Source organism: Dyella flava (genome assembly GCF_016904955.1).
GTDB lineage: Bacteria > Pseudomonadota > Gammaproteobacteria > Xanthomonadales > Rhodanobacteraceae > Dyella_B > Dyella_B flava.
Window position 1 is genome coordinate 119,369 of the sequence record NZ_JADIKE010000034.1, and the last position, 22,287, is coordinate 141,655.

The 22,287-nt window shown below is 62.8% G+C and carries 16 protein-coding genes; 5 read left to right on the forward strand and 11 right to left on the reverse strand.

Annotated features, from left to right (window positions below):
• Positions 1-28 precede the first annotated feature (28 nt).
• Positions 29-1,954: a CocE/NonD family hydrolase gene (locus ISP19_RS08760; protein ID WP_204680987.1), complete on the reverse strand. Its 1,926-nt coding sequence runs from the start codon at positions 1,952-1,954 to the stop codon at positions 29-31.
• A gap of 193 nt (positions 1,955-2,147) precedes the next feature.
• Here ISP19_RS08760 and ISP19_RS08765 point away from each other — a divergent pair, with 193 nt between their 5' ends.
• Positions 2,148-2,549 carry a YchJ family protein gene (locus ISP19_RS08765; protein WP_239556703.1) on the forward strand — a complete coding sequence of 134 codons (402 nt, stop codon included), beginning with the start codon at positions 2,148-2,150 and terminating at the stop codon, positions 2,547-2,549.
• A 52-nt stretch (positions 2,550-2,601) separates the two neighbouring features.
• Here the strand turns inward: ISP19_RS08765 and ISP19_RS08770 are convergent, their stop codons facing one another.
• The 5 genes from ISP19_RS08770 to gltB all read right to left on the reverse strand — a co-directional run bounded on the left by ISP19_RS08770 (position 2,602) and on the right by gltB (position 11,662).
• The gene (locus tag ISP19_RS08770; protein WP_204680989.1) at positions 2,602-3,405 is read right to left on the reverse strand and encodes an NRDE family protein; all 804 of its coding nucleotides are present in this window, start codon (positions 3,403-3,405) and stop codon (positions 2,602-2,604) included.
• A gap of 18 nt (positions 3,406-3,423) precedes the next feature.
• Positions 3,424-4,299 carry a methylglyoxal synthase gene (locus tag ISP19_RS08775; RefSeq protein ID WP_204680990.1) on the reverse strand — a complete coding sequence of 292 codons (876 nt, stop codon included), beginning with the start codon at positions 4,297-4,299 and terminating at the stop codon, positions 3,424-3,426.
• A 22-nt stretch (positions 4,300-4,321) separates the two neighbouring features.
• Positions 4,322-5,551 carry a nucleoside recognition domain-containing protein gene (locus ISP19_RS08780; protein ID WP_204680991.1) on the reverse strand — a complete coding sequence of 410 codons (1,230 nt, stop codon included), beginning with the start codon at positions 5,549-5,551 and terminating at the stop codon, positions 4,322-4,324.
• Positions 5,552-5,652: 101 nt separating this feature from the next.
• Positions 5,653-7,089 (reverse strand): FAD-dependent oxidoreductase, encoded by a 1,437-nt coding sequence (locus tag ISP19_RS08785; RefSeq protein WP_204680992.1) that lies wholly within the window; start codon positions 7,087-7,089, stop codon positions 5,653-5,655.
• A gap of 136 nt (positions 7,090-7,225) precedes the next feature.
• Positions 7,226-11,662 (reverse strand): glutamate synthase large subunit, encoded by a 4,437-nt coding sequence (gene gltB, locus ISP19_RS08790; protein WP_204680993.1) that lies wholly within the window; start codon positions 11,660-11,662, stop codon positions 7,226-7,228.
• Between the two features lie 196 nt (positions 11,663-11,858).
• On the opposite strand from gltB, the gene ISP19_RS08795 reads away from it, so the two are divergent.
• Together ISP19_RS08795 and ISP19_RS08800 are read left to right on the forward strand one after the other, a co-directional pair.
• The gene (locus ISP19_RS08795) at positions 11,859-13,139 is read left to right on the forward strand and encodes a murein hydrolase activator EnvC family protein (RefSeq protein ID WP_239556686.1); all 1,281 of its coding nucleotides are present in this window, start codon (positions 11,859-11,861) and stop codon (positions 13,137-13,139) included.
• Positions 13,140-13,350: 211 nt separating this feature from the next.
• Positions 13,351-14,721 (forward strand): S41 family peptidase, encoded by a 1,371-nt coding sequence (locus ISP19_RS08800; protein ID WP_204680994.1) that lies wholly within the window; start codon positions 13,351-13,353, stop codon positions 14,719-14,721.
• Positions 14,722-14,912: 191 nt separating this feature from the next.
• Here ISP19_RS08800 and ISP19_RS08805 read toward each other — a convergent pair whose 3' ends face one another.
• A complete protein-coding gene (locus tag ISP19_RS08805; protein ID WP_204681157.1) occupies positions 14,913-17,147 on the reverse strand; it encodes a TonB-dependent receptor in 2,235 nt (744 codons plus the stop codon).
• A gap of 229 nt (positions 17,148-17,376) precedes the next feature.
• On the opposite strand from ISP19_RS08805, the gene ISP19_RS08810 reads away from it, so the two are divergent.
• Positions 17,377-18,063: a hypothetical protein gene (locus ISP19_RS08810; protein ID WP_204680995.1), complete on the forward strand. Its 687-nt coding sequence runs from the start codon at positions 17,377-17,379 to the stop codon at positions 18,061-18,063.
• Between the two features lie 94 nt (positions 18,064-18,157).
• Positions 18,158-18,904, forward strand: coding sequence for a pteridine reductase (locus ISP19_RS08815; RefSeq protein WP_204680996.1), 747 nt, complete (start codon positions 18,158-18,160; stop codon positions 18,902-18,904).
• 162 nt (positions 18,905-19,066) lie between these two features.
• Here ISP19_RS08815 and ISP19_RS08820 read toward each other — a convergent pair whose 3' ends face one another.
• From ISP19_RS08820 to tsaD, 4 genes are all read right to left on the reverse strand, one after another.
• Positions 19,067-19,927 carry a DUF6159 family protein gene (locus ISP19_RS08820; protein WP_204680997.1) on the reverse strand — a complete coding sequence of 287 codons (861 nt, stop codon included), beginning with the start codon at positions 19,925-19,927 and terminating at the stop codon, positions 19,067-19,069.
• A gap of 90 nt (positions 19,928-20,017) precedes the next feature.
• A complete protein-coding gene (gene folK / locus ISP19_RS08825) occupies positions 20,018-20,500 on the reverse strand; it encodes a 2-amino-4-hydroxy-6-hydroxymethyldihydropteridine diphosphokinase (protein WP_204680998.1) in 483 nt (160 codons plus the stop codon).
• Positions 20,500-20,859, reverse strand: coding sequence for a dihydroneopterin aldolase (gene folB, locus ISP19_RS08830; RefSeq protein ID WP_204680999.1), 360 nt, complete (start codon positions 20,857-20,859; stop codon positions 20,500-20,502). The genes folK and folB overlap by 1 nt, the downstream gene beginning before the upstream one ends.
• A 314-nt stretch (positions 20,860-21,173) precedes the next feature.
• Positions 21,174-22,241, reverse strand: coding sequence for a tRNA (adenosine(37)-N6)-threonylcarbamoyltransferase complex transferase subunit TsaD (gene tsaD, locus ISP19_RS08835; protein WP_204681000.1), 1,068 nt, complete (start codon positions 22,239-22,241; stop codon positions 21,174-21,176).
• Between the last annotated feature and the right edge of the window lie 46 nt (positions 22,242-22,287).

Here is a 22,287-nt window from a genome sequence, read left to right on the forward strand (position 1 = left end):
GCGCGGATGGATATCGCCATGAACGGCGTTACTGCCCCGACACCACCGGCAGGCTGATAAAGCTTGCGTGATCCGGCGTATGCCACACGCGCTGCGTCGCCTTCACGTAATCCGCGGGTTTCGCATCGAAGATGTTCGGCACAAAGGTCTGCGGATTGCGATCGTAGAGCGGGAACAGCGTGGACTGCACCTGCACCATGATGCGATGCCCCGGTTCAAACACATGGTTCACCGTCGGCAGGCCAAAGCTGTACAGCAACGGCGCATTGGCTTCGATCGCTTGCGGATGTTCGAAGCTGGTGCGGTAGCGGCCACGGAAAATGTCCAGCGAAATCGGCAACTCGTAGCCACCCATGCCTGGATTGGACGGCACGGTATCCGGATACACGTCGATGATCTTCACCACCCAGTCGCTATCCGTACCGCTGGTCGATGCCACCAGATTCACTTGCGGCGCACCACCCAGATGCAAGGGCGCCGTCAACGGCTCGCTGACGTAGGTGAGCACGTCGGGGCGGCCGTCCACGAAGCGCTGGTCGTCGAGCAACCAATGTGTCCACGCCTCGTGATCGGAGCCGATGACCGGACGTGGGATGTAAGGCACCGGCTTGGCGGGATCCGAGACATATTCATCGTACTTGGCGTCGCTGGCGGTGGGCACCTCGAACGACAGACGGCCATCTGCTTCCAGATAAAGCGGCCTGGCTTTCGAATCGCAGCCGTGATCGCACGAAAGCGGCCAGTGCGTGTAACGATCCCAGTGATTCTCGCCGGTGTTGTAGATCAGCACCGGCGGGGTATTCGCCTTCGGCGTACCATCCTTCAGGTATTGATTGAAGAACGGCAGCAGTACGTCGCGGCGGAATTGCAGCGCGGTATCACCATTCCACTTCATCGGTCCGAGCGTCGTGCCATCGTAGTTCACCTGGCTGTGCCGCCACGGCCCCATCACCAGGTAGTTCATGGTGTTGGTGGTGTCCTTGGGCTCCATCACTTCATAGCTATGGATCGCGCCCCACATGTCTTCCTGGTCCCACAGGCCTTGCTCCCACATGGTGGGGACCTTGAGCGGCTGGTTGGCCAGGATCTTGTCCAGCGCCTGATTCGACCAGAACGCGTCGTATGCCGGATGCTCATGGATCTTGCGCCAGAACGGCAGCGCGTCGAGTCCATTGGCGCGCGCAAAATCTCCGGTGGAGCCCACGCGCAGGAAGTTGGTGTAATCGTCCAGGCCTTCGCGCGGGATCATGTAGCCCTCGCCTTTCTGCGTGGTCTGGAAGGTGATGTAGTCCAGGTTGTTCTGGCGGAAGGCGCCGTAGTGGAACCAGTCGTCGCCCATCCAGCCATCCACCATCGGGCTTTCCGGTGCGGCCACCTTGAGTGCCGGATTCGGATTGATCAACGCCATCACCACCGTGAAACCTTCATACGACGAGCCGAGCATGCCGACCTTGCCGTTCGATTCGGGGATGTTCTTCGACAGCCATTCGATGGTGTCGTAGGCATCGGTGGATTCATCCACCTTGCCGTTATTGAGTGGCCCGCGCAGCGGCAGGGTCATCACGTAATCGCCTTCGGACCCGTATTTGCCGCGGATATCCTGGAACACGCGGATATAGCCCGCTTTGACGAACACCTCGTCGCCCTGCGGCAGCAGATCCAACATATGCGGCGACAGCGTGCGCTGGGTACGCGCATCGGCGTTATACGGTGTGCGGGTCAGCAGGATCGGCGCATCGTGCGCGCCTTTCGGGATCACGATCACCGTGTGCAGCTTCACCCCGTCGCGCATGGGGATCATCACCACGCGCTTGATGTAGTCGTTGGCGGTGGTCGGCGCGGTGAAGTGGGATGGGATATCCGGGGTAAGTGGCGCAGTCTGGGCGTGAACGCCCGCCACGGACAACGCCACCGCGAGTGCAGTGACGGAAAACAGTGAACGAATCGCGTGCATGGGGATCTCCGCAACGGCCGCCCATACCCATGGCGGCGGGTGTCATCGATGTCTGGGAAGCTGCTCTCCCGGCAGCAAAGTGACTTTACGCGATCCAAGTTGGAAACTAGGCATGACTTCCTGCCTAGTGCCGGCTTGCATTTGCCGGCTACGGGTGGACGATGAACAGCCAGCTCGCCGCCGGACCGGAACCTTGCAAGCCATTGACACGCTCACCCCCTGCCCCTGCGGCAACGACGCCGGTTACGCGCGCTGTTGCGGTCCGTTGCACGAGGGCGGCGTCGCCCATACCGCCGAGGCGCTGATGCGGTCGCGCTATAGCGCCTACGTGCTCAAGCGCGAGGATTATCTGCTCGCCACCTGGCATCCCAGCACCCGTCCGGCCAGTCTCAAGCTCGCTGCGCAGCAGCCTGCACCGACCTGGCTCGGCCTGGACGTGAAGCGGCATGAGGAAGCGGGTGTGCACGCCACGGTGGAGTTCATTGCGCGTCTGCGCTACGGCGGCGGCAAGGCGCAGCGCATGCACGAGATCAGCCGCTTCGTGCAGGAACAGGGGCGCTGGTATTACCTGGACGGGCAATTCCCGCAGTCCTGACGCTGAGGCCGTAACCCGGCCATGCCTTGTCGATTTGCGGAAATGTGCTGGGTTACGCTGCGCTAACCCAGCCTACGAATGAGCGGCCCGCAGGCTGCGGATTCAAAGGCAGTTCGGTTTCACCCTGGAAACGGCCCATCGGTCCGAAGCGGCGCTCCACGATCATCCCTTTGCCTTCGTAATCGATTGCCACGATGGTGCAGGCGCGGGTGCCATAACGCTCGCCGCGAATGAACGCGGAGGAAAGCCAGCGTTCGCGTTCGGGGCCCACGCCCGTCTCCGGCAGGATCTCATCCGGCGCCTGTTGCTCATTGGTCAGCGCACGGAATAGCGGTGCGAAATCCACCTCGTGACCGGCATTCATCCACGCCTGCAGACGCACCATGAGGGCCTTGGTCTTGGGCCAGGGTGTGTTGAAGTCCGCATTGGAAAGCCCGTGCACGCCGGGCTCGATCGGTTGCGCCTTGGCGGTGGGGCGATTGCCGATATAGAAGCCGTGTTCGGTATCGAAGGTGAGCAGATTGAAGGGACGATAATCCGCCGCCGTCGCAAGCAGGCCACGCGCATGCGCGACCGCCCCGTTTTCGCCCGCCAGATAATCCGTCGCCAGCAAGCCACGCGACGCGCCGTGCTGCGGATCGCGCGGATCGCGCACATTGGTTACCACGCAGCATCGCCCCGACTCGGTCACCCCCAGCCAGGTGCCGCCGGCCTCCAGATCGCGGCCGCCGATGATCGGCAGATCGCTCCAATGCGACAAAGAGGCACTGGGCCGCGCATGAAATTCATCGCGGTTGCCGGCCAGCAGGAGACGCCAGCGCGGATGGCTATGCCAGGCGAATGCGATCAGGCACATAGGGCTTGTGATCTTAGCTCATCCGTGTGCCGCGCGACGCTGCACCGCATCAGCCCAGCGGCTCGCCACCCGGGGCGAGGTCATGCAGACGGTTTCATCCGTTACGGTGGTGACGGCGCGCTCCAGCAGTTGGATATCCGCCTCGTGCTGGCGTGCAACATGCGGATCTTCGAAGAAAATGGCGCGCTGGCAGCAGCGCTCCAGCACCATGTCGGCAATCTGCGCATCGCCGCCCATCGGTCCGCTCTGGTAGCGCTCGACCCAGTTCTGGTCCTGTGGCCAGCCGCGGCTCCACGCCAACTCGTTCAATTGCTGTCCGGTGGTGCCGGTGCCGACCCGGCGCGCAAAGCGCGAGAGCAGATCGAAGTGATCGGTGGCGTAGGCCATCATCTGCGGCTTCATGGCATCGTGGGCGATCAGCGCGATCGTCTGGCTTTCCAGCGCGTAGAGGCTGTCGGCGCCGGGATCGGGCGCAAAGCCGGCATGCATGCGCTCCATCTCGATCCAATCACGCGCCGAGGCCACCGTGGAAATAAACGGCTTCTGATGGATTACGCACTGACGCTTCAACGCCACCGCTTCGGGAAATGTCGACGACGGATCGACCGGATTGATCAGGTAGATCGCACCATCCAGCACCCGGCCCGGCCCCGGCATGCCGACGACTTCGGCCACCAGCTTCATCAGGCCGCCTTCGTGGCCATAGGGATAGCGAACCAGTCCGGCATAGTCGGCCAACAGACCCACGCGCGTGATTGCCGCATATGTGCGTCCTACCGCATGCAGGCTGAGATTCAGCTCACGGATGCCTTGCTCGCTTGCTCTCAGCCAGCGAAACAACGCGGCATCGTCGTGATCGTGATGAATGGCGTTGGCCGCCAACCCCATGCGCATGCTTTTCCCCTGTAGAAATCATTTAACCGAAGAACCAGTAACACACCGCAATCGAGGCCAGCACGCCGGCCAGATCGGCCAACAAGGCACAGCCGATGGTGTGACGCACGCGTTGAATGCCCACCGCACCGAAATAAACCGCCACCACGTAGAACGTCGTTTCGGTACTGCCTTGCACCGTGGCCGCCACCAGGGCCGGAAAACTGTCGACGCCGGAGTGATGCATGGTTTCGATCAGCATCGCCCGCGCGGCACTGCCGGAAAACGGCTTGACCAGCGCGGTCGGCAAGGCATCCACGAAGCGCGTGTCCAGACCGGCGTGCTGTGCGAGCCAGCGGATGCCGTCCAGGACGAAATCCAGCGCACCCGAAGCGCGCAAAACGCCGACCATGCAAAGCATCGCCACCAGGTAAGGCAGTATCTCCTTCGAAACATCAAAGCCCTGCTTGGCCCCATCGATAAAGCTCTCGAACAACGGCACGCGCTTGTACGCGCCCGCGCAGAGAAACACGATGATGATGCCGAACAAGGCGAGATTGCCCATCAGCGAAGACAGCGACGCCAGCGCCGCCGCGGTGAGTGAAGCGAGAAAGGCCAGGAAACCGGCCAATACCAATCCGCCACCCAGCAGCCATGCCAGCACCACCGGATCCCACAAGCGCAGACGCTGCATGTAGGCCACCGACAGGAGGCCGACGAGATTGGACGCGAAATGCGCCAGCAGGATCGGCAGGAATACCAGCGTCGGATCATGCGCGCCTGCCTGCGCGCGATACATGAACACCATCACCGGCAATAGCGTCAGCGACGACGCATTCATCACCAGGAACAGGATCTGCGCATTGCTGGCCGTGGTCTCGGAAGGATTGAGCGTCTGCAACGCACGCATCGCGCGCAAACCGATCGGCGTCGCTGCGTTATCCAGGCCCAGGGCGTTGGCGGCGAAATTGAGCGTAATCAGCCCGATCGCCGGATGTCCGCGCGGCACGTCCGGCATCAAGCGCGCAAACAGCGGTCCCAGCCAGCGGGCGAGGCCGTCGACCAGGCCGGCTTGCTCGGCGATGTTGAGAAAGCCCAGCCACAGGGTAAGCGTGCCGAACAGCAGCAGCATGAGCTTGACGGACAGATCCGCCATGTCGAACAGCGAGCCGACGATCGCCGCAAAAACTGTTTCGTCGCCGCCGATCAGCCAGCGCGCCAGCGCTGCCAACGTGGCCGCCATGAAAAGACCAAACCACAGGCGGCTCAGCATGCGTGATGATGGGAAGCGAATCGGGTCGGCATGCGCGCATTGTCAATGACAATGCGCTTGCTCGCCAGCATGCCTGGCCATGCGGTTCGATGCTTCGGCGCCTAACACGCCGAAGCGACTTCCCTGGCCGGTTTCTTCGCCAGCAAGGTGGCGATGCTGGTGGCCGCTTCGCGGCCGTCATAGACCGCGCGAACGACCAGGTCGGCGCCGCGAACATTGTCGCCGCCGGCAAAAATGCGCGGGTTGCTGGTCTGCTGCGGAAGCCGGCCCGCAGCACCCGTCACCACCTTGCCCGACGCCGACAGCTCGACGCCATGCGCAGCCAACCAATCCGGTGGGCTGGGCAGAAAACCGAAGGATTGAATCACAACGTCCGCAACGATCTCCGATTCGCTGCCGGGAATGTTCTGCGGCCGCGACCGTCCATCGCCGCCATCCACCAGTCGTGTTTCGACCACGCGTACACCGCGCACCTGACCATGGCCGTCATCCAGAATGGCTACCGGTTGCCGCTGGAACAGGAAGGTCACGCCTTCTTCGCGGCTGTAGCTGACCTCGCGCGCCGAGCCCGGCATGCTCGCTTCGTCGCGCCGATAAACACAGGTGACGGATGCGGCGCCCAGACGGATCGCGGTGCGATTGCAATCCATGCCGGTGTCACCGCCGCCGAGCACGACGACGTGCTTGTCGCGGAAATCGAACAACGAGGCGGGCTCATCGCGCAACAGACGCTCGGTATTGGCAATCAGGAACGGCAGAGCGTCGTGCACGCCTTGCAGTTCGCGTCCGGGCAATTGGCCATCGACGAAGGTGTAGGCACCGGTGCCGACGAAGACGGCGTCGTAATCATCCAGCAAGGCGCCGAATTGCACATCGCGGCCGATATCCTGGCCGAGCAGGAAACGCACCCCCATGCCTTCGAGCACCTCGCGCCGCGTACGCACCACGCCCTTGTCGAGCTTGAACGGCGGAATGCCGAAGGTGAGCAGGCCGCCAATCTCACGCTGGCGATCGTAGACATCCACTGCGATGCCAGCGCGACGCAAGCGATCGGCGCAAGCCAGGCCCGCCGGCCCCGCCCCGATCACCGCCACGCGATGCCCGGTTTCGCGCACCTTGGATAGATCGGGACGCCAGCCCTGCCGCAGCGCTTCATCCGTCACCCAGCGCTCGATGCTGCCGATGGTGACCGAACCGAATTCGGTCTGTTCCAGCGTGCAGGCGCCCTCGCAGAGACGATCCTGAGGACACACGCGGCCACAGATTTCCGGCAACGGATTGGTTTCGTGCATCAGGGTGGCGGCTTCGAGAATGCGCCCCTGCTGCACCAGCTTCAGCCAGTTCGGAATGTAGTTGTGAACCGGACAGGCATGTTCGCAATACGGATTACCGCAATCGATGCAGCGCTCCGCCTGCGTCGCCGCCTGCGGCGAGGCGAAGTCGCCACCGATTTCGCCATAACCGAGCACACGCACCGCCACGGGCACCGTGCGTGGCGGCTGTCGGGGCACATCGAGGAATTGGAAGATTTTGCTCATCGCTGGTTACCAAGAGAGAAGGGAGAGGAGTGAGAAGTAAGAGAAAGGCGCGAATCGGAGTGATGGCCGAGGACGAAGCAGGAGGTGCTTTTTTGCTGTTCTCTCACTCCTCACTCCTCTCCACTCACTCCTCGCTTTACGCCGCTCGTCTAAGCTCCTCCGCCAGCACGGCCAGGCTCGCCGCCTTGGGTTTCACCAACCAGAACTTGTATTGCAGTCCGCGGAAGTCGCGCAGGATCTGACGACCCCAATCGCTGTCGGTCAGTTCGACGTGACGAGTCACCAGCCGCCGCAAATGCTGCATGTAGTTTTCCATCCCCTCGGGCGAAATGCGCAGGATGTCGACCAGCTCGTGGTTGTAGCAGTCAACGAAGTCACGCTCGATATCCAGCACGTAAGCAAAACCACCGGTCATGCCGGCGCCGAAGTTGAGACCGACCTTGCCGAGAACGGCGACAACGCCGCCCGTCATGTATTCGCAGCAGTGATCACCCGCCCCTTCGATGACCGCCAGTGCACCGGAATTGCGCACGGCGAAGCGTTCGCCGGCGCGACCCGCGGCATACAACTCGCCATCGGTTGCACCGTACAGGCAGGTGTTGCCGATGATCGCGGCGTCCTGGCTGGCATACGGCACATCAGCAGGCGGACGTACGACGATCCGACCACCCGCCATGCCCTTGCCGACGCCGTCGTTGGCTTCGCCGACCAGCTCGATATGCACACCGCCGGCATTCCATGCGCCCAGGCTTTGTCCCGCAGCGCCTTGCAGTTTCAGTTCGATCGGATGCGCGTCCATGCCGTGATCGCCGTGCCGGCGCGCCACCTCGCCGGACAGGCGTGCGCCGACGGCGCGGTCAGTATTTGCGATGCGATAGCTGAAACGTCCACCCGTCTTGCCCGCCACCGCGGCCGCCGTATTTGCGGCAATGCGCGACGCCAACTCGGCTTCGTCACGCATCGGGTTGCGCGGCAGGGTGCAGGCGAAATCGCTGCTGGCGCTAAGGCCTACACCATCGATCAGCGGGGTGAGATCAAGCTTGTGCTGGACCGGCGTGCCCTCGTCGAGCTGTTCCAGCAGATCGGTGCGTCCCACGATCTCGCCCAGGCTGCGTGCGCCGAGCTGCGCCAGGTGCGCGCGCACATCCTGGGCGATAAAGCTGAAATAGTTCATCACCATCTCGGGCAGGCCGATAAAGTGATCCTTGCGCAGCACCGGATGCTGGGTCGCCACGCCGGTCGCGCAATTATTCAGATGGCAGATGCGCAGATATTTGCAACCCAGCGCCACCATCGGCCCGGTGCCGAAGCCGAAGCTTTCGGCGCCAAGCAGTGCGGCCTTGATCACATCCAGGCCGGTCTTCAAGCCGCCGTCTGTTTGCAGGCGCACCCGCCCGCGCAGATCGTTGCGACGCAAGGTCTGCTGCGTTTCGGCCAGCCCAAGTTCCCACGGCGTGCCGGCGTATTTGATCGAGGTCAACGGACTGGCACCGGTGCCGCCATCGTGTCCGCTGACGGTGATCAGATCCGCCCCGGCCTTCACCACACCTGCGGCGACCGTGCCGACACCCGCGTGTGAAACCAGCTTCACCGACACCAGTGCATCCGGATTCACCTCCTTCAGGTCGTGAATCAGTTCGGCCAGGTCTTCGATGGAATAGATATCGTGATGCGGCGGCGGTGAAATCAAGCCGATGCCGGGTTTGGCGTAACGCAGCCGCGCGATGGTGCTATCCACCTTGTGCCCGGGAAGCTGACCGCCCTCGCCCGGCTTCGCGCCTTGTGCGATCTTGATCTGCAGGACTTCCGCATTGACCAGATACGCCGGCGTGACACCGAAGCGCCCCGACGCGACCTGCTTGATCTTCGACGCACGCTCGGTGCCGTAGCGCGCCGGATCCTCGCCGCCTTCGCCGGAATTGCTGCGCGCACCAAGACGATTCATCGCAATCGCAAGTGCCTCATGCGCTTCCGGCGACAACGCACCCAGCGACATGCCGGCCGAGTCGAAGCGCTTTAGGATCGCCTCCACCGGCTCGACCTCTTCCACCGAAATCGGCGCCGAAGCGGGCTTCAAGCCGAGCAGATCGCGCAAGGCCGACGACGGTCGACGGTCGACGACCTCGGCATAGGTGCGATAGTCGGCGAAATGGCCGGTGCGCACGGCTTTCTGCAGGCTGCCGATCACGTCCGGGTTGTACATGTGGTATTCGCCGCCATGCACATATTTGTAGAGACCGCCGGCGCGCAACGGCAGCGCCTCGTTCCATGCTTCGGCGGCAAGCAGCCGCTGCTCATGCTCCAGCTCGGCGAAGCCGGCGCCGCCGATGCGTGAGGGCGTGCCGGGGAAACACAACTCCACCACCTCTGGCGCCAAGCCGACGATTTCGAACAGCTGGGCGCCGCGATAACCGGCAATGGTGGAAATGCCCATCTTGGACAGGATCTTCAACAAACCCTTGCGAATGCCACGGCGATAGCTGCGGCCGATCTCCTGCCGGTCACCTTCGATGTGACCTTCGTGGCCCAGCTCGAACAGGCTTTGGTAGGCCAACCATGGATAGATGGCGGTCGCGCCGTAACCGATCAGGCAGGCAAACTGGTGCGGATCACGCGGTGTCGCCGTTTCCACCAGGATGTTGCACTGGCAGCGCAAACCTTCGTCAATCAGATAAGCGTGCACCGCGCCCGTAGCGAGCAGGGCGTGAATCGGCAGGTGATCGCGCCGCGGATAACGATCGCTGAGGAAGACGATGGAACATCCGTCGCGCACCGCTTGCGCGACTTCGCGGCACAGGCGGCGCAGCGCCGCTTCCAGCCCTTCCGCCGGCGCGTACATCAGGTCGAAGCGCGGCGCGTCTTTGTATTGCGGCATCGCCAGCAACTGGCGCAGTTTGCGCTGCGAAAGGATCGGCGAATTGATCAGGATCTGCTTGGCGTTCTCGGGCTTGAGCTCGAACACGTTGCCTTCCGGCCCGATCTGCGTGACCAGCGACATCACCAGCTTTTCGCGCAGCGGATCGATCGGCGGATTGGTGACTTGGGCAAAGCCCTGGCGGAAACGATCGAACAGCGGACGCACCTGGCGCGACATCGCCGCGATGGGCGTGTCATCGCCCATCGAACCGGTGGCCTCGGCCTCCAGTTCGGCAATGACCTTGAGTACTGTTTCACGTTCCTCGCGCGACAGCCCGTAGAGCTTCTGATAGCAACGCAGTTCGTCGGCAGGCAGCGGTTCGGCAGCCAGCGACGGATCGATCAGGTCCGATTCGAGGTAGCTCACGCCCGCGCGCAACCAGTCACGGTAGGGCGCGCGCTTGCGGTTGATATCGTCGATATCGGCGTCATGCAGCAAACGATGGGTGGCGAAGTCGACCGCGATCATTTCTCCGGGCGCAAGCCGCCCCTTGGCCACCACGCGCGCACTCGGCACATCCCACAGGCCGGCTTCGGAGGCGACGATCAGATGGTTGTCGTCGGACAAGGCCCAGCGTGCGGGACGCAGGCCGTTGCGGTCCAGCGTGCAGGCGGCGTAGCGGCCATCGCACATCACCAGGCCCGCAGGGCCATCCCAGGGCTCGCTATGCAGCGCGTAATACTCGTAAAACGCAGCAAGATCCTCATCAATGCCTTCACGCGCGGCGAACGCCGGCGGCACCAGCACGCGCATGGCCGCAATCAGATCCAGGCCACCGGCCAGCAGCAGTTCCAATGCGTTGTCGAGGCTTTCGGAATCGGAGCCGGTCTGACGCACAAACGGGCCGATATCGCCCAGCTCGACCAGCGGCGAGCGCCAGATCTCGGCGCGCGTCTGCATCCAGCGGCGATTGGCGCGGATGGTGTTGATCTCGCCGTTGTGCGCGAGCAAGCGGAAGGGCTGAGCCAGACGCCATTGCGGCGTGGTATTGGTGGAGAAGCGCTGATGGAACACCACCGCATCCGCCACCAGTGCCGGATGTCGCAAGTCATCGAACACATCGCGCAGCCGTCCCGGCGCAGCCATGGCCTTGTAGCCGATCACCTGCGAGGAAAGCGATACCACGTAGAACTGCGGATCATTGCTTAGCGCCGTTTCGCTGCGACGGCGTGCGCGGAACAGGGCGCGCTCGAAGCTTGCATCGTCCAAGTCACCCGTCGCGTTGACATAGATCTGCAGCACCCTGGGTCTGGCCGCCGCCGCCAGCGGGCCGCAGGCTTCCGGATTGACGGTTACATCGCGCCAGCCGGCGACACGCATGCCTTCTTCGAGGATATGGCGCTCCAATACCTTGGGCGCTTCCGTGTCGGACTCGTCAAGAAACACCAGGCCCGCCGCGAAGCGCTCGCCCAGGGCAATGCCGGCCTCCACGGCCAGGGCACGCAACCATGCGTGGGGATGATGGATAAGCACGCCGCAGCCATCGCCGCTGACGCCATCGGCATTGACGCCGCCGCGATGGGACAGTTTGGCCAGTGCCTCGAATGCCGTATCGACGACCCATTTGCTAGCGCGGCCATCGATCTGGGCGACCAGACCAAAGCCACAGCTATCGTGTTCAAAACTGGCGTCGTACAAACGCGGCACAACCGACATGATCCAATCCTCTGTGCTTTCTCCGGCTCGTGAGGGCGCAAAACACCTGCCGCGTTTGGTGCAGCAAGCAAATGCGATGGGTCTTACGGCCCGACTTTACGCACAAGTTGTGCGTCGCGTCAAAGCCTTCTAGACGTCCAAATGAAAAATCAGGGTCCGCCGTTACAGCACGCGCTAACAGACCACTCGCGCGCCGATGTCCGCGAGACCGCGCCGTAGCGCCATCCGCGCCATCTCGCCGGAAGAGGCCAGCTCGGACATAATCAGCCTCATGCCGACACATTCCAGCGCCTTCCGCCCACTTTTAGCCCCACTGGTCGCCTGCGCGATCATCCTTTCCGCCAGCGCTTTCGCACCCGTCCAAGCCGCCCAGGACGGCAAGGCCGAAGCCCAGCAGGCCGAGACCAAGCAGCAACTCGCCGACCTGCGCAGCAAGATGCAGGCGCTGACCAAGGAACAGGCCGATACCGCCGCACGCCGTGACAGTGCCAACGCCGCCTTGGCGAAACAGTCCGACGCGGTCGCCGCCGCCGCCAAGGCCGTGCGCGATACCGATGCGCAGCTCGCCGCCAAGCAACAGCAACTGGATCAGTTACAAACGCAACGAAATGCCCTCAGCCAGAGTCTGGATAGTCAGCGCGCCGCGATCGCTGATCTGCTGCGCGCTACCTACACCATCGGCCATGGCTCGGATCTACGCTTGTTGCTTGGCGATGAAGACATCGCACGCATCGCACGCTCACTCGCCTACTCCAAATACTTTCAGCAGGATCGTGTGCAGAAAGTGCAGGACCTGATGGCGCAGCTGACCAAGCTGCAGGATCTGGAAACCCAGATCACCACCGAGCAGCAGGCACTACAGGCCACGCGCAGCGAGCGAGCGCAGCAGGCCAGTGCGCTGGAACAACAGCGCAAGACACAGCAGCAGCTCGCCAGCCAGATCGATGCACAGTACAAAAACCAGGCGCAAAAACTGGCGGCGATGAAACAGAACGAGCAGTCGCTCGATGACCTGCTGGTCAAGCTGCAAAAGGCCATCGATGAAGCGGCACGGGAAGCCGAGCGCAAGGCACGCGCCAATCCGACGGTACCCAGCGGTGCGCCGGGCAAGGCCCTGGCCAACATTCGTGGAAACTTGCCTTGGCCAGCCGCGGGTCCCGTGCACAGCTTCGGCAACGGCGTGCTGATTGGCGCCCCTCGCGGTGCCGAAGTGCATGCGGTGGCCGCCGGGCGGGTGGTGTATGCACACTTCCTGCGCGGCTACGGTCAGCTGATCATCCTCAGCCACGGCAACGGCTGGCTGAGCATGTACGGCAATAACGAAACCCTGCTGCATGGGGTGGGCGACGACGTGGCGGCCGGCGCGGCGCTGGGTACCGCCATGCTCACCACCAGCGAGAGCAATGGCGTCTATTTCGAGCTGCGCCATAATGGCCAGCCGGTCGATCCGCGCACCTGGCTAAGCCAGAAGCATTGACAAAGGAGTATAGGGCCAGGGGTGCACGAGCCTGGGAGGTACAGCAAATCTGCGGATTTACACCCCCGCCACCCACCCCTTATCCCTAGCCACTGACCGCACAAAACAACACTCCGGCAACGAAGATCGGCGTATTCTCTGACCATTGAATTCGGACGGCGCAGGGCGGTCTCAACCTCGCCGTCACATTATTTTCTGTGGAGTTTGCCCCATGCGTTTCCCCCGCCATTGCCTGCTCGCCCTGCTGTTGGCGGCGCCCTTGCTGCACGCGCAAGCGGCCCCCGACGCGGGCACGGATGCAGCAACCAATAGCGACGCCCCGGCCAAGGCATCCAGCAGCGCGGCGCCCGCGGATCAGGTCGATCTCGATGACGTGCGCAATTTTGCGCATGTGTACCAGATCATCCGTCAGGCCTACGTGGAAAAGGTCGACAACAAGACCCTGATGAACGATGCGATCAAGGGCATGCTGGCCGGCCTGGATCCGCATAGCGCGTACCTCGACAAGGAAGGCCTGCAGGAACTCAACGAGGACACCACCGGCCAGTACGGTGGCCTCGGCATCGAGGTGATGGAGGACAACGGCCTGCTGCGCATCGTCTCCCCCATCGACGACACCCCGGCCTCGCGCGCGGGAATCAAGCCGGGCGACGTGATCACCTCGATCAACGGCAAGATCGTAACGACCGACAACATCGACGACATGTTCGACGCCCTGCGCGGTGATCCGGGTACCAAGATCACCCTGGGCATCCTGCACGAAAAGGCCGACCAGCCGGTCACCATGACGCTGACCCGCGAACGTATTTCGATGACCAGCGTGAAGGTGCGCGAACTGGAACCGGGTTACGCCTATATCCGCATCAGCCAGTTCCAGGATGACACCACCAGCGACCTGGAAAAGAAGCTGGGCGACCTGCTGAAGAAGAGCGGTGCGCAGAAAGGCGCCATTCTGGACCTGCGCTCCAACCCCGGCGGCCTGCTCACCGCGGCAGTAGGCGTCAGCAATGATTTCCTCGATTCGGGCACCATCGTCACCACCCGTGGCCGCCTGCCCGATTCCAACCTCACCTTCACCGCACATCCGGGCGGAGACCTGTTGAACGGCGCGCCCATGGTGTTGCTGACCGACAATGGCACGGCCTCTGCGGCGGAGATCGTTTCCGGCGCACTGAAAGACAACCATCGCGCCCTGATCGTCGGACGCCGCACCTTCGGAAAGGGCGTGGTGCAGACCGTGCTGCCACTCGATGCCGACCATGCCGTGAAGCTGACTACTGCGCGCTACTACACGCCGAATGGCACCTCGATCCAGGCCGAGGGCATCAAACCGGATATTCCGTTGGCCGATCTGACCGTGGCGAAAGTGGATGACTCGCAAGAGCCGATCAGCTCCGAAGCCGACCTGCCGCACCATCTGGCGAATGAAGCTGCTGCGTCGGGGGGCGACAACAACAGCGATGGCAGTGCGGATAATGCCAAGTTGGCGACTACCGACTATGCGTTGTCGCAGGCGTTGAATATTTTGAAGGGGTTGGCCCTGCGTCACGACGCCGGGGTGCCCGCACCTACCGCGCAATAACCAACAGCGCACATCAAATAACGTTGCTCTTCGCGTTCGCCTCCTCTCCCCTCCGGGGAGAGGATTGAGGTGAGGGGCCAGTCTTGCACTGACCTACATCGAAGCACGCTCCGATGCGAAATGGTTGCGAGGTTGCCCCCTCACCCCAGCCCTCTCCCCGCAGGGGAGAGGGAGTTTTAGCTTCACGCCACTCAAAAATCTTTCTGCAACGTCAAATACAACCCACGCCGCGGCCCATACTGCGGCGCACCCACACCCACACCGGTACCGCTTCGCAACTCATAAACGCGATCCAACGCGTTGATCAACGCGAGCTTGGTATGCAGAGCGCCAAAGCTGTCGAAGTTGAAATCGTGCGAGACGCTGAGATTCATCTGGAAGTAATCGGGTAGCGAAACACCGTTCGGCGTCAGACCATCCTCACGCAGACCGGAGCCGAACAGGTAGTCGGTGCCCACCTTGGTGTTGTCGGTAATCGCATAGTCGATACCGCCGGACGACGTGTACTTCTGGTCGTGATCGAGATGGATCCAGTTGTCGGCGATATACGCCAACTCTTCGGCCGGGAAGTTGTACTGGCTGGTAATCACGTCCTTGCCCATCGCACGACTGAAGGCAAAGTTGAAATACGCAGACACCGGCCCGTTCTTGTAGGTAGCGGAGAACTCGTTGCCGCGCACCTTGCCGTACTTGTAGTTGAAGGTGGAGTAGATCAGCGCCGTGCCGAACTGGCCTTCATCCTGCAGGCGGCTCACGTCGCGGTAGTAGTTATCCAGGCCCAGGGTCCAGTGCGAACCGAGGTTTTGCGAAACACCGATATCGTAGTAGTTGGAGCGCTCGGCCAGCGGCGTGTTGTTGCCGTAGTTCTTCACCGCATTGGTGGTGTCGGCGAAGGCTTCGATGTTCTCGGTGGAGATCAACTCGGTCTGCGGCGGCGTGAAGTAGCGCGAATAGCCAGCGTGCACCGTGGTGCTGTCGGTGGCCTGCCAGACCACGCCCACGCGCGGGCTCAGCTGGCTTTCTTCGCGGAATGCTTCGTAGCGATCACCGCGCAGGCCGTAGTTGAGCGTCCAGTTGTCGCTGATCTGCCACTCATCCTGGACATAGGCCGCCATGGTCCTGGCCAGGATGCGATCGCCGGTAAAGATGCTGATCGGCGTGGTGCTGGTCTGCTGGCCTTCGGCATTGGCCGGGAACGTGTCCGAATAGTTGTTGGTGTAAGCGCGATCAAATTCGCCATACAAGCCGTAGCGCAAGGTGTGGTCGGTAGCCCACGGCATGGAGAAGTCGGCTTGCAGGGTGGACGCACGGTCGCCCTGGTTGATCTGGCCGGCAACGCCATTGAACATCAGGTCGCCGATTTCGTCAGGGTAATACTGCAGTCCGCTGTAGCGCTGTCCCACCGACACCTGGTAATTCGTGTTGCCGAACTTGCCTTGCAAGGCCAGCACGCCGAAACGCGTCTCCTCGTCCTGGCGCTCGTTCAGATCGGCGGAGTTGAAGTTGGTGATATCCAGATAGCCGAACTGCGGTGTCAGGCCGGGATTGTTCGGAATCTGGAAGCGGTTGTCGGTGGAGCCGAACATAAAGCTCAGGCGCGTGTCGTTGTTGATCAGGTACGACACATCACCGAACGCCTTGACCTGGTTGGTATGGTCGTGGATTGGATCGCGGCTGGCGGTCGGGTTCTCGATGCCGACGTTGTTTTCAAGGTAATTGGCGGTGAAGAAGTAGCTCCAGTTACCGGTATGCCCCCAGTACGACGCATACGGGTTCACCGTGCCGAACGAGCCGCCGGTAATGCCGACGCTGCCACCATTGCCGAGGTCGGCGCCGGATTTGGTGGTGATGTCCACCACCGCAGCCGTGCGCTCGCCATACTGCGCCGGCAACGCGCCGTCGAGCAGCGTTACGCTCTGGATCGTGCGCGGATCCAGCGTCTGGCCGAAACCGGCAATCGACTCGGGAAGATACACACCATCAATGCGGTACTGCAGATTGGCATGGTCGCCGCGTACATGCAGCTGGCCGTAGGAATCCTGCACCACACCCGGCGCCTGCAGCAGCACCTGGTTCATCGGCGTGGCATCGCCCAGCGGCAAGGCCTGGATGTCCTGCGATGTGATCACGTAGGAGCTGCTGCCGGTGTCCGGAGACAGACTGTTGCGCGCCTGATCGAGGGCCGCCGTCACGCTCACCGTGCCAAGCTGCTTGACCTTGGCCGGGCGCCGGTTGCGCGAATCGTCGGCATTGGCCGAGTCATCGGTAGCGTTGTCCGCCGGCTGCTGCGCCGTGGCGGCCGACGAAGCGCTGGCAGGCGACGTATCGGAAGAGATCACCGGCGCGGGAGTCGTCCCTGTGGCTGCATAGCTGGAAGCGGCATAGAGCGCGAGGCTGAGCCCAAGGGCGAGCGGGGACAATTTCATCATGCAAGGTTCCGGGGCATGGTTCTAATTCGGGGCAGTCGGGGCTAACGACCGATATAATGTAACGACCGAAATGTTATAACATTTCCGTTACATCCAGGCATCCCTCCCAGAAGTCATGCCCGTTATCGACGCCTCGGCATGCGCCGGTTCCGGGATTTAAGCCGCCCTCATCAGACCGCCATGTGCCCGGCCTATGATCCGCAGACGATCCAACACGGAGCGCGGCATGACCGAGCCCAACCCCACCTCTTCATCTGGCGCGAATCTGCCGGCCGTGATCGGCCGGGACGATGCGAGCAGCCGGGTGACCCGGGCAATCCTGGACTTCATCAGCCAGATCCCCGACAGCAAGGTGCACAGCCAGAACGATCCGGAAGCAGAGGCCCACCGGCTGGCCAGGCGCGCAGCCCAGCGCGCAGCGATCACTGCCGGCTCATTGGCCTTGCCGCCGGGGCCGCTCGGATGGCTGACCATCTTGCCGGAGCTGATTTCGATCTGGAAAATCCAGGCGCAACTGGTCAGCGATATCGCCGCGGCCTATGGCCGGCATACCGAACTGGGACGCGAGCAGATGCTGTGGTGCCTGTTCCGTCACACCTCGGCGCAGGCGTTCCGTGATCTGGTGGTGCGCCTGGGTGATCGCCTGATCTTCCGGCGTGTGTCTTACAGCGTGATCGAACGCATCGCCAAGCAGATCGGTGTGAAAGTGACGCAGCGCGCGCTGGGTGAAGGTCTGTCGCGCTGGATGCCGGTGATCGGCGCCATCGGCGTCGGTGGTTACGCCTATTACGACACACGCCAGGTCGCGGCCACCGCCATCGCCATGCTCAAAAGCGAGATCGACACAGCGGATGAAAGTGAAGCTCCGGTGCAGGCAGTCGCACGCGAGATTCCCGCCACACGCACGTACTAGCGCCAATAGTGCTAACAGGCCCCAAGAACACGACAGGTGACGCTGCATCGCGTTTGCGTCAAGCTGCGCGCCGTCGCCACGCAGGAGCTGACGCATGAGTTCACCCCACCCGCGCCCGGTCGCCCTGGTCACTGGCGGTGCCAAGCGTGTTGGCGCCGTGATCGCACGCACGCTCCACACCGCCGGTTACGACCTTGCCCTGCATTGCCGGCACTCGGTGAACGAAGCGCGAGCACTGGCCGACGAACTCTCCGCGCAACGCGCTGACAGCGTGCTGATCGTTGAGGCCGAACTGGCCGATACACAGGCGTTACCACGACTGGTCGACGAGACGCTGGCCCGCTACGGGCGTCTGGATGCGCTGGTCAACAACGCCTCGGCGTTTTATCCGACGCCGATCGGTACGGCCAGCGTGGCGCAATGGAACGAGCTGTTTGCATCCAATGCGCAAGCGCCGTTCTTCCTTGCCCAGGCGGCCATGCCGGCATTGCGTGCTACGCATGGCGCGATCGTCAACATCGTCGATATCTACGCGACGCGCGCGATCGCCCATCACCCGCTCTATGTGATGGCCAAGGGTGCACTGGTCGCGATGACACGTACCCTTGCGCTGGACCTCGCGCCGGAGATTCGTGTCAACGCCGTCGCGCCCGGCGCGGTGATGTGGCCCACCGATGGCAAGCCGTACGATGATCAGCAAGCCATGTTGGCGCGCACCCCGCTAGGCCGCGCCGGCACACCCGAAGATGTTGCCGGCGCCGTGCTGTGGCTATTGCGTGATGCGCCGTTCGTAACGGGGCAGATCATCCCCGTCGACGGCGGTCGCACCGTATCCATCTAAAGCCCTGCCCATCATTGCGCCATCGCGCAGTGATGGGCGGACGTTTGAAGCTGACCCACGGACAGCGTGAGCGCTGATCGACATGATCCACGCCGGAGCAGTCCGACGCTGCCACCGTCGTGGATCATCGGCGCCGGTCAAGGACGCTGTGTTTCGCTCGGATCAGCCCTTGGAACGGAAAGCCTGTTCCAGCATCGTCTGATCAAAGCCGCCACCCGCTTCGCCCTCATCCACGTAACGGTACAGGGCAACTGCATAAACCCCTTGCAGCGAAGACTGGATCATACCCAGCAGCGCCATGCCGACCACCACGATCGCCAGCGTCACCACCAATAACGGGAGTGAATGCGCAGCGGCAGCGGCCATTACCAGAAGCACCGCAACCATGACGGCGGCTACCGTGATGAAGCCGAATGCAACACTGATGCCTGCGTTGCCGACCAGGTTCTCGCCCCAGGTGCGTCTCAGCAGTTCCACACTGCGCTGTACTGCCTCCATCGGCCCGACCTCCTCGTTCGCCAGCACCGGCACGACGAGAAAGGTCGCCACTGTCCAGCCCAGGCCAATCAGACCGACGATGATTCGGCCGAGCCAGCCAAACCGCTCCTGCAGACTACGCAACACCATGCCTACCGTTGCCGCGATCACCGCGTAACCGAGGATGGTGCCGAAACGCGACCGCGCCACGGCGAGGCCGTCCGACACGCTGGCTTGTTCGCCGCGCAGCCGCGCCGTGGCCACGCTGGCCAGCGCCGTGTTGAAGAAAATGATCACCGTGTACTGCGCCAGATAAAACAAGAACAGAAACGCGTAGTGCAGCGGCGAAACATGATGCGCCACGCCGTAGGCGCGTATGCGCTGGTCGTCGAGCACTTCGATCCCTACCGGCGTCAGGAACGTTGCCGCCACCAGCAGCGTGGCCATGCCGGACATCAACGGAAACATCAGCAGCGATTTATCCGAGCGCAATACCTCCGCACTCGCCTTCAGCAACATCCAACTGCGTGCGAACTTGCCTGCCATGTCACACCCTCCCCTGTGTGGTTCTGCCTCCCAGCATAATGCGAGAACCACCGGGGCAGCGCGCACGCCCCCTGCGCCAACCTTACGTTTTTATAGCGGCTCGACGAACAGCGGCTCGCGCTCGGCGGGAAAGGCCGCCCATAACTCGGCCATCGAACGTCCGCTCACCGGGTGCCGCAGCTCCGGAGCGATGTCCGCCACCGGCTTGAGCACAAACGCATGCTTCAATTCCTTGCGCGGAATATCCAGATGGCCTGCGCCCTGCGTCACCAGATCGTCGTAAAGCACGATGTCCACATCGAGCGTACGGTCGGCATAGCGAGGCACGTCACGTCGGCGACCATGGCGATCTTCCAGCGCATGCAGCCAGTCATTGAGCGCATCCGGTGAGAGATCCGTATCCATGCCGACGGCAAGGTTGATGAAGTCCGCACCATCGAAGCCCACCGAAGTGCTTCGATAGGCAGGCGATACATCCAGCTTGCCGAAACGATCGCGCAGCTCGTTCAGGGCGGCTCGAAGATAGCGATGCGGCTCCTGGTTGGAGCCAAGGCTGAGATAAACCCGCGCCATCAGTTCGGCCGCTTACCGCGTTCGATACAGACGCCCACGGCTTTTGCACCACGCACCGCACCGGGCTTGGAAAGTTTGAGCCGCACCCAGGCCACGCCGAATTCGTCACGAATGATCGCGGCGCAACGCTCGGCCAGGGTTTCCACCAGGCCGAAGCTGGACTCGCCGACATAAGCCATCAGGCGCTTGGACACGTCCTTGTAGTTGAGCGTGTGCGAGATGTCGTCGCTGGCGGCCGGCACGGTGTTGTCGAACGCCATTTCGATATCGAACGACAACGTCTGGCGCACGCGCCGTTCCCAGTCGTAGATGCCGATAACGGTGTCGATGCGCAGGTCTTCGATAAAAACAATATCCATGCGTTAAGGATGCTCTGATCAATTGTGCGTAGGCGTCACCGAGCCTGTCTGTTCGCAGGCCACAGGGCCGTCGGCTCGACAAGACTGGCCGTCTGGCGGGACGACGGACCGCAGGCATGCGGACAGACAGGCTCGGCCCCAACGTATTGAATTTAAGTGATGGGGTGATGTCCAGAAGGCCCGCATGCTGCGCCGCGCGGCTTGCCAAGACGGCCAGTCTTCCCTGCGCCGCGCCACACAGCCTGCAGGCCTTCTGGACATCATGCCACCTACGCAGAATTGATCAGAGCATCCTTAAAAGTTCCGTGATGCGATCAGGCGGCCGGCGGCAGCGTTTGCAGATCCCAGCGGGGAAATACCTGCACCGATTCATCCTGATGCTGACCGTGGGCAAGCCGGATGGCGCCGGCCAGCGCGATCATCGCGCCATTGTCGGTACAGAACTGCAGCCGGGGGAAATAGGTTTTGAAGCCGTCTTTGGCGCCTGCGGCCGCCAACTCTTCGCGCAAGCGGCGGTTGGCGCCGACGCCGCCGGCGATCACCAGTCGCTGCGCGCCCGTTTCTTGCAGGGCGCGGCGGCATTTGATCAACAACGTATCGACGATCGCTTCTTCGAACGCGCGCGCTATGTCGGCACGCGTCTGTTCGCTTTGATCGGACTGCTGCCAGGCCAGCAGCACCTGGGTCTTCAGGCCGGAGAAACTGAAATCGAGACCGGGGCGATCGGTCATCGGGCGCGAAAAACGGAACCGGCCCGACGTGCCGCTACCGGCCAGCGCCGCCAGCGCCGGTCCGCCCGGATAGGGCAGCCCCATCAGCTTGGCTGTTTTGTCGAAGGCTTCGCCTGCGGCATCGTCCAGCGTGTCACCCAGAATCCGGTAATGCCCCACCGCCTGTACTTCCACCAACATCGAATGGCCGCCCGACACCAGCAACGCCACGAACGGCGGTTCCGGCGGGTCGTCTTCGAGCAAGGGCGCGAGCAGATGTCCTTCCATGTGGTGCACCCCGATCGCCGGCACCCCCAGCGCCCAGGCCATCGCCCGTCCGGTCGCAGCACCTACCAGCAAGGCCCCCACCAGTCCGGGCCCGGCGGTATAGGCCACACCGCCAAGGTCAGCCGGCGTCAGCCCGGCCTGGGCCAGGGCTTCGCGCACCAGCGGCAACAGCTTGCGCACATGGTCGCGGCTGGCCAATTCGGGCACCACGCCACCGTAATCCGCATGCAGCTTGATCTGGGTATAAAGCGCGTGCGCCAGCAAGCCTCGCCCTGGCGCCTGCGGCTCCCAGCGCAGCAGCGCCACGCCCGTTTCATCGCAGGACGTTTCAATGCCCAGGATCGGGCGGGGAAGTGTGAGCGGGGAATGGGGCACGGAAGACATATCAATAGGCACCGATGACGGTACGCAGAAGCCCATTTTTGCCCAT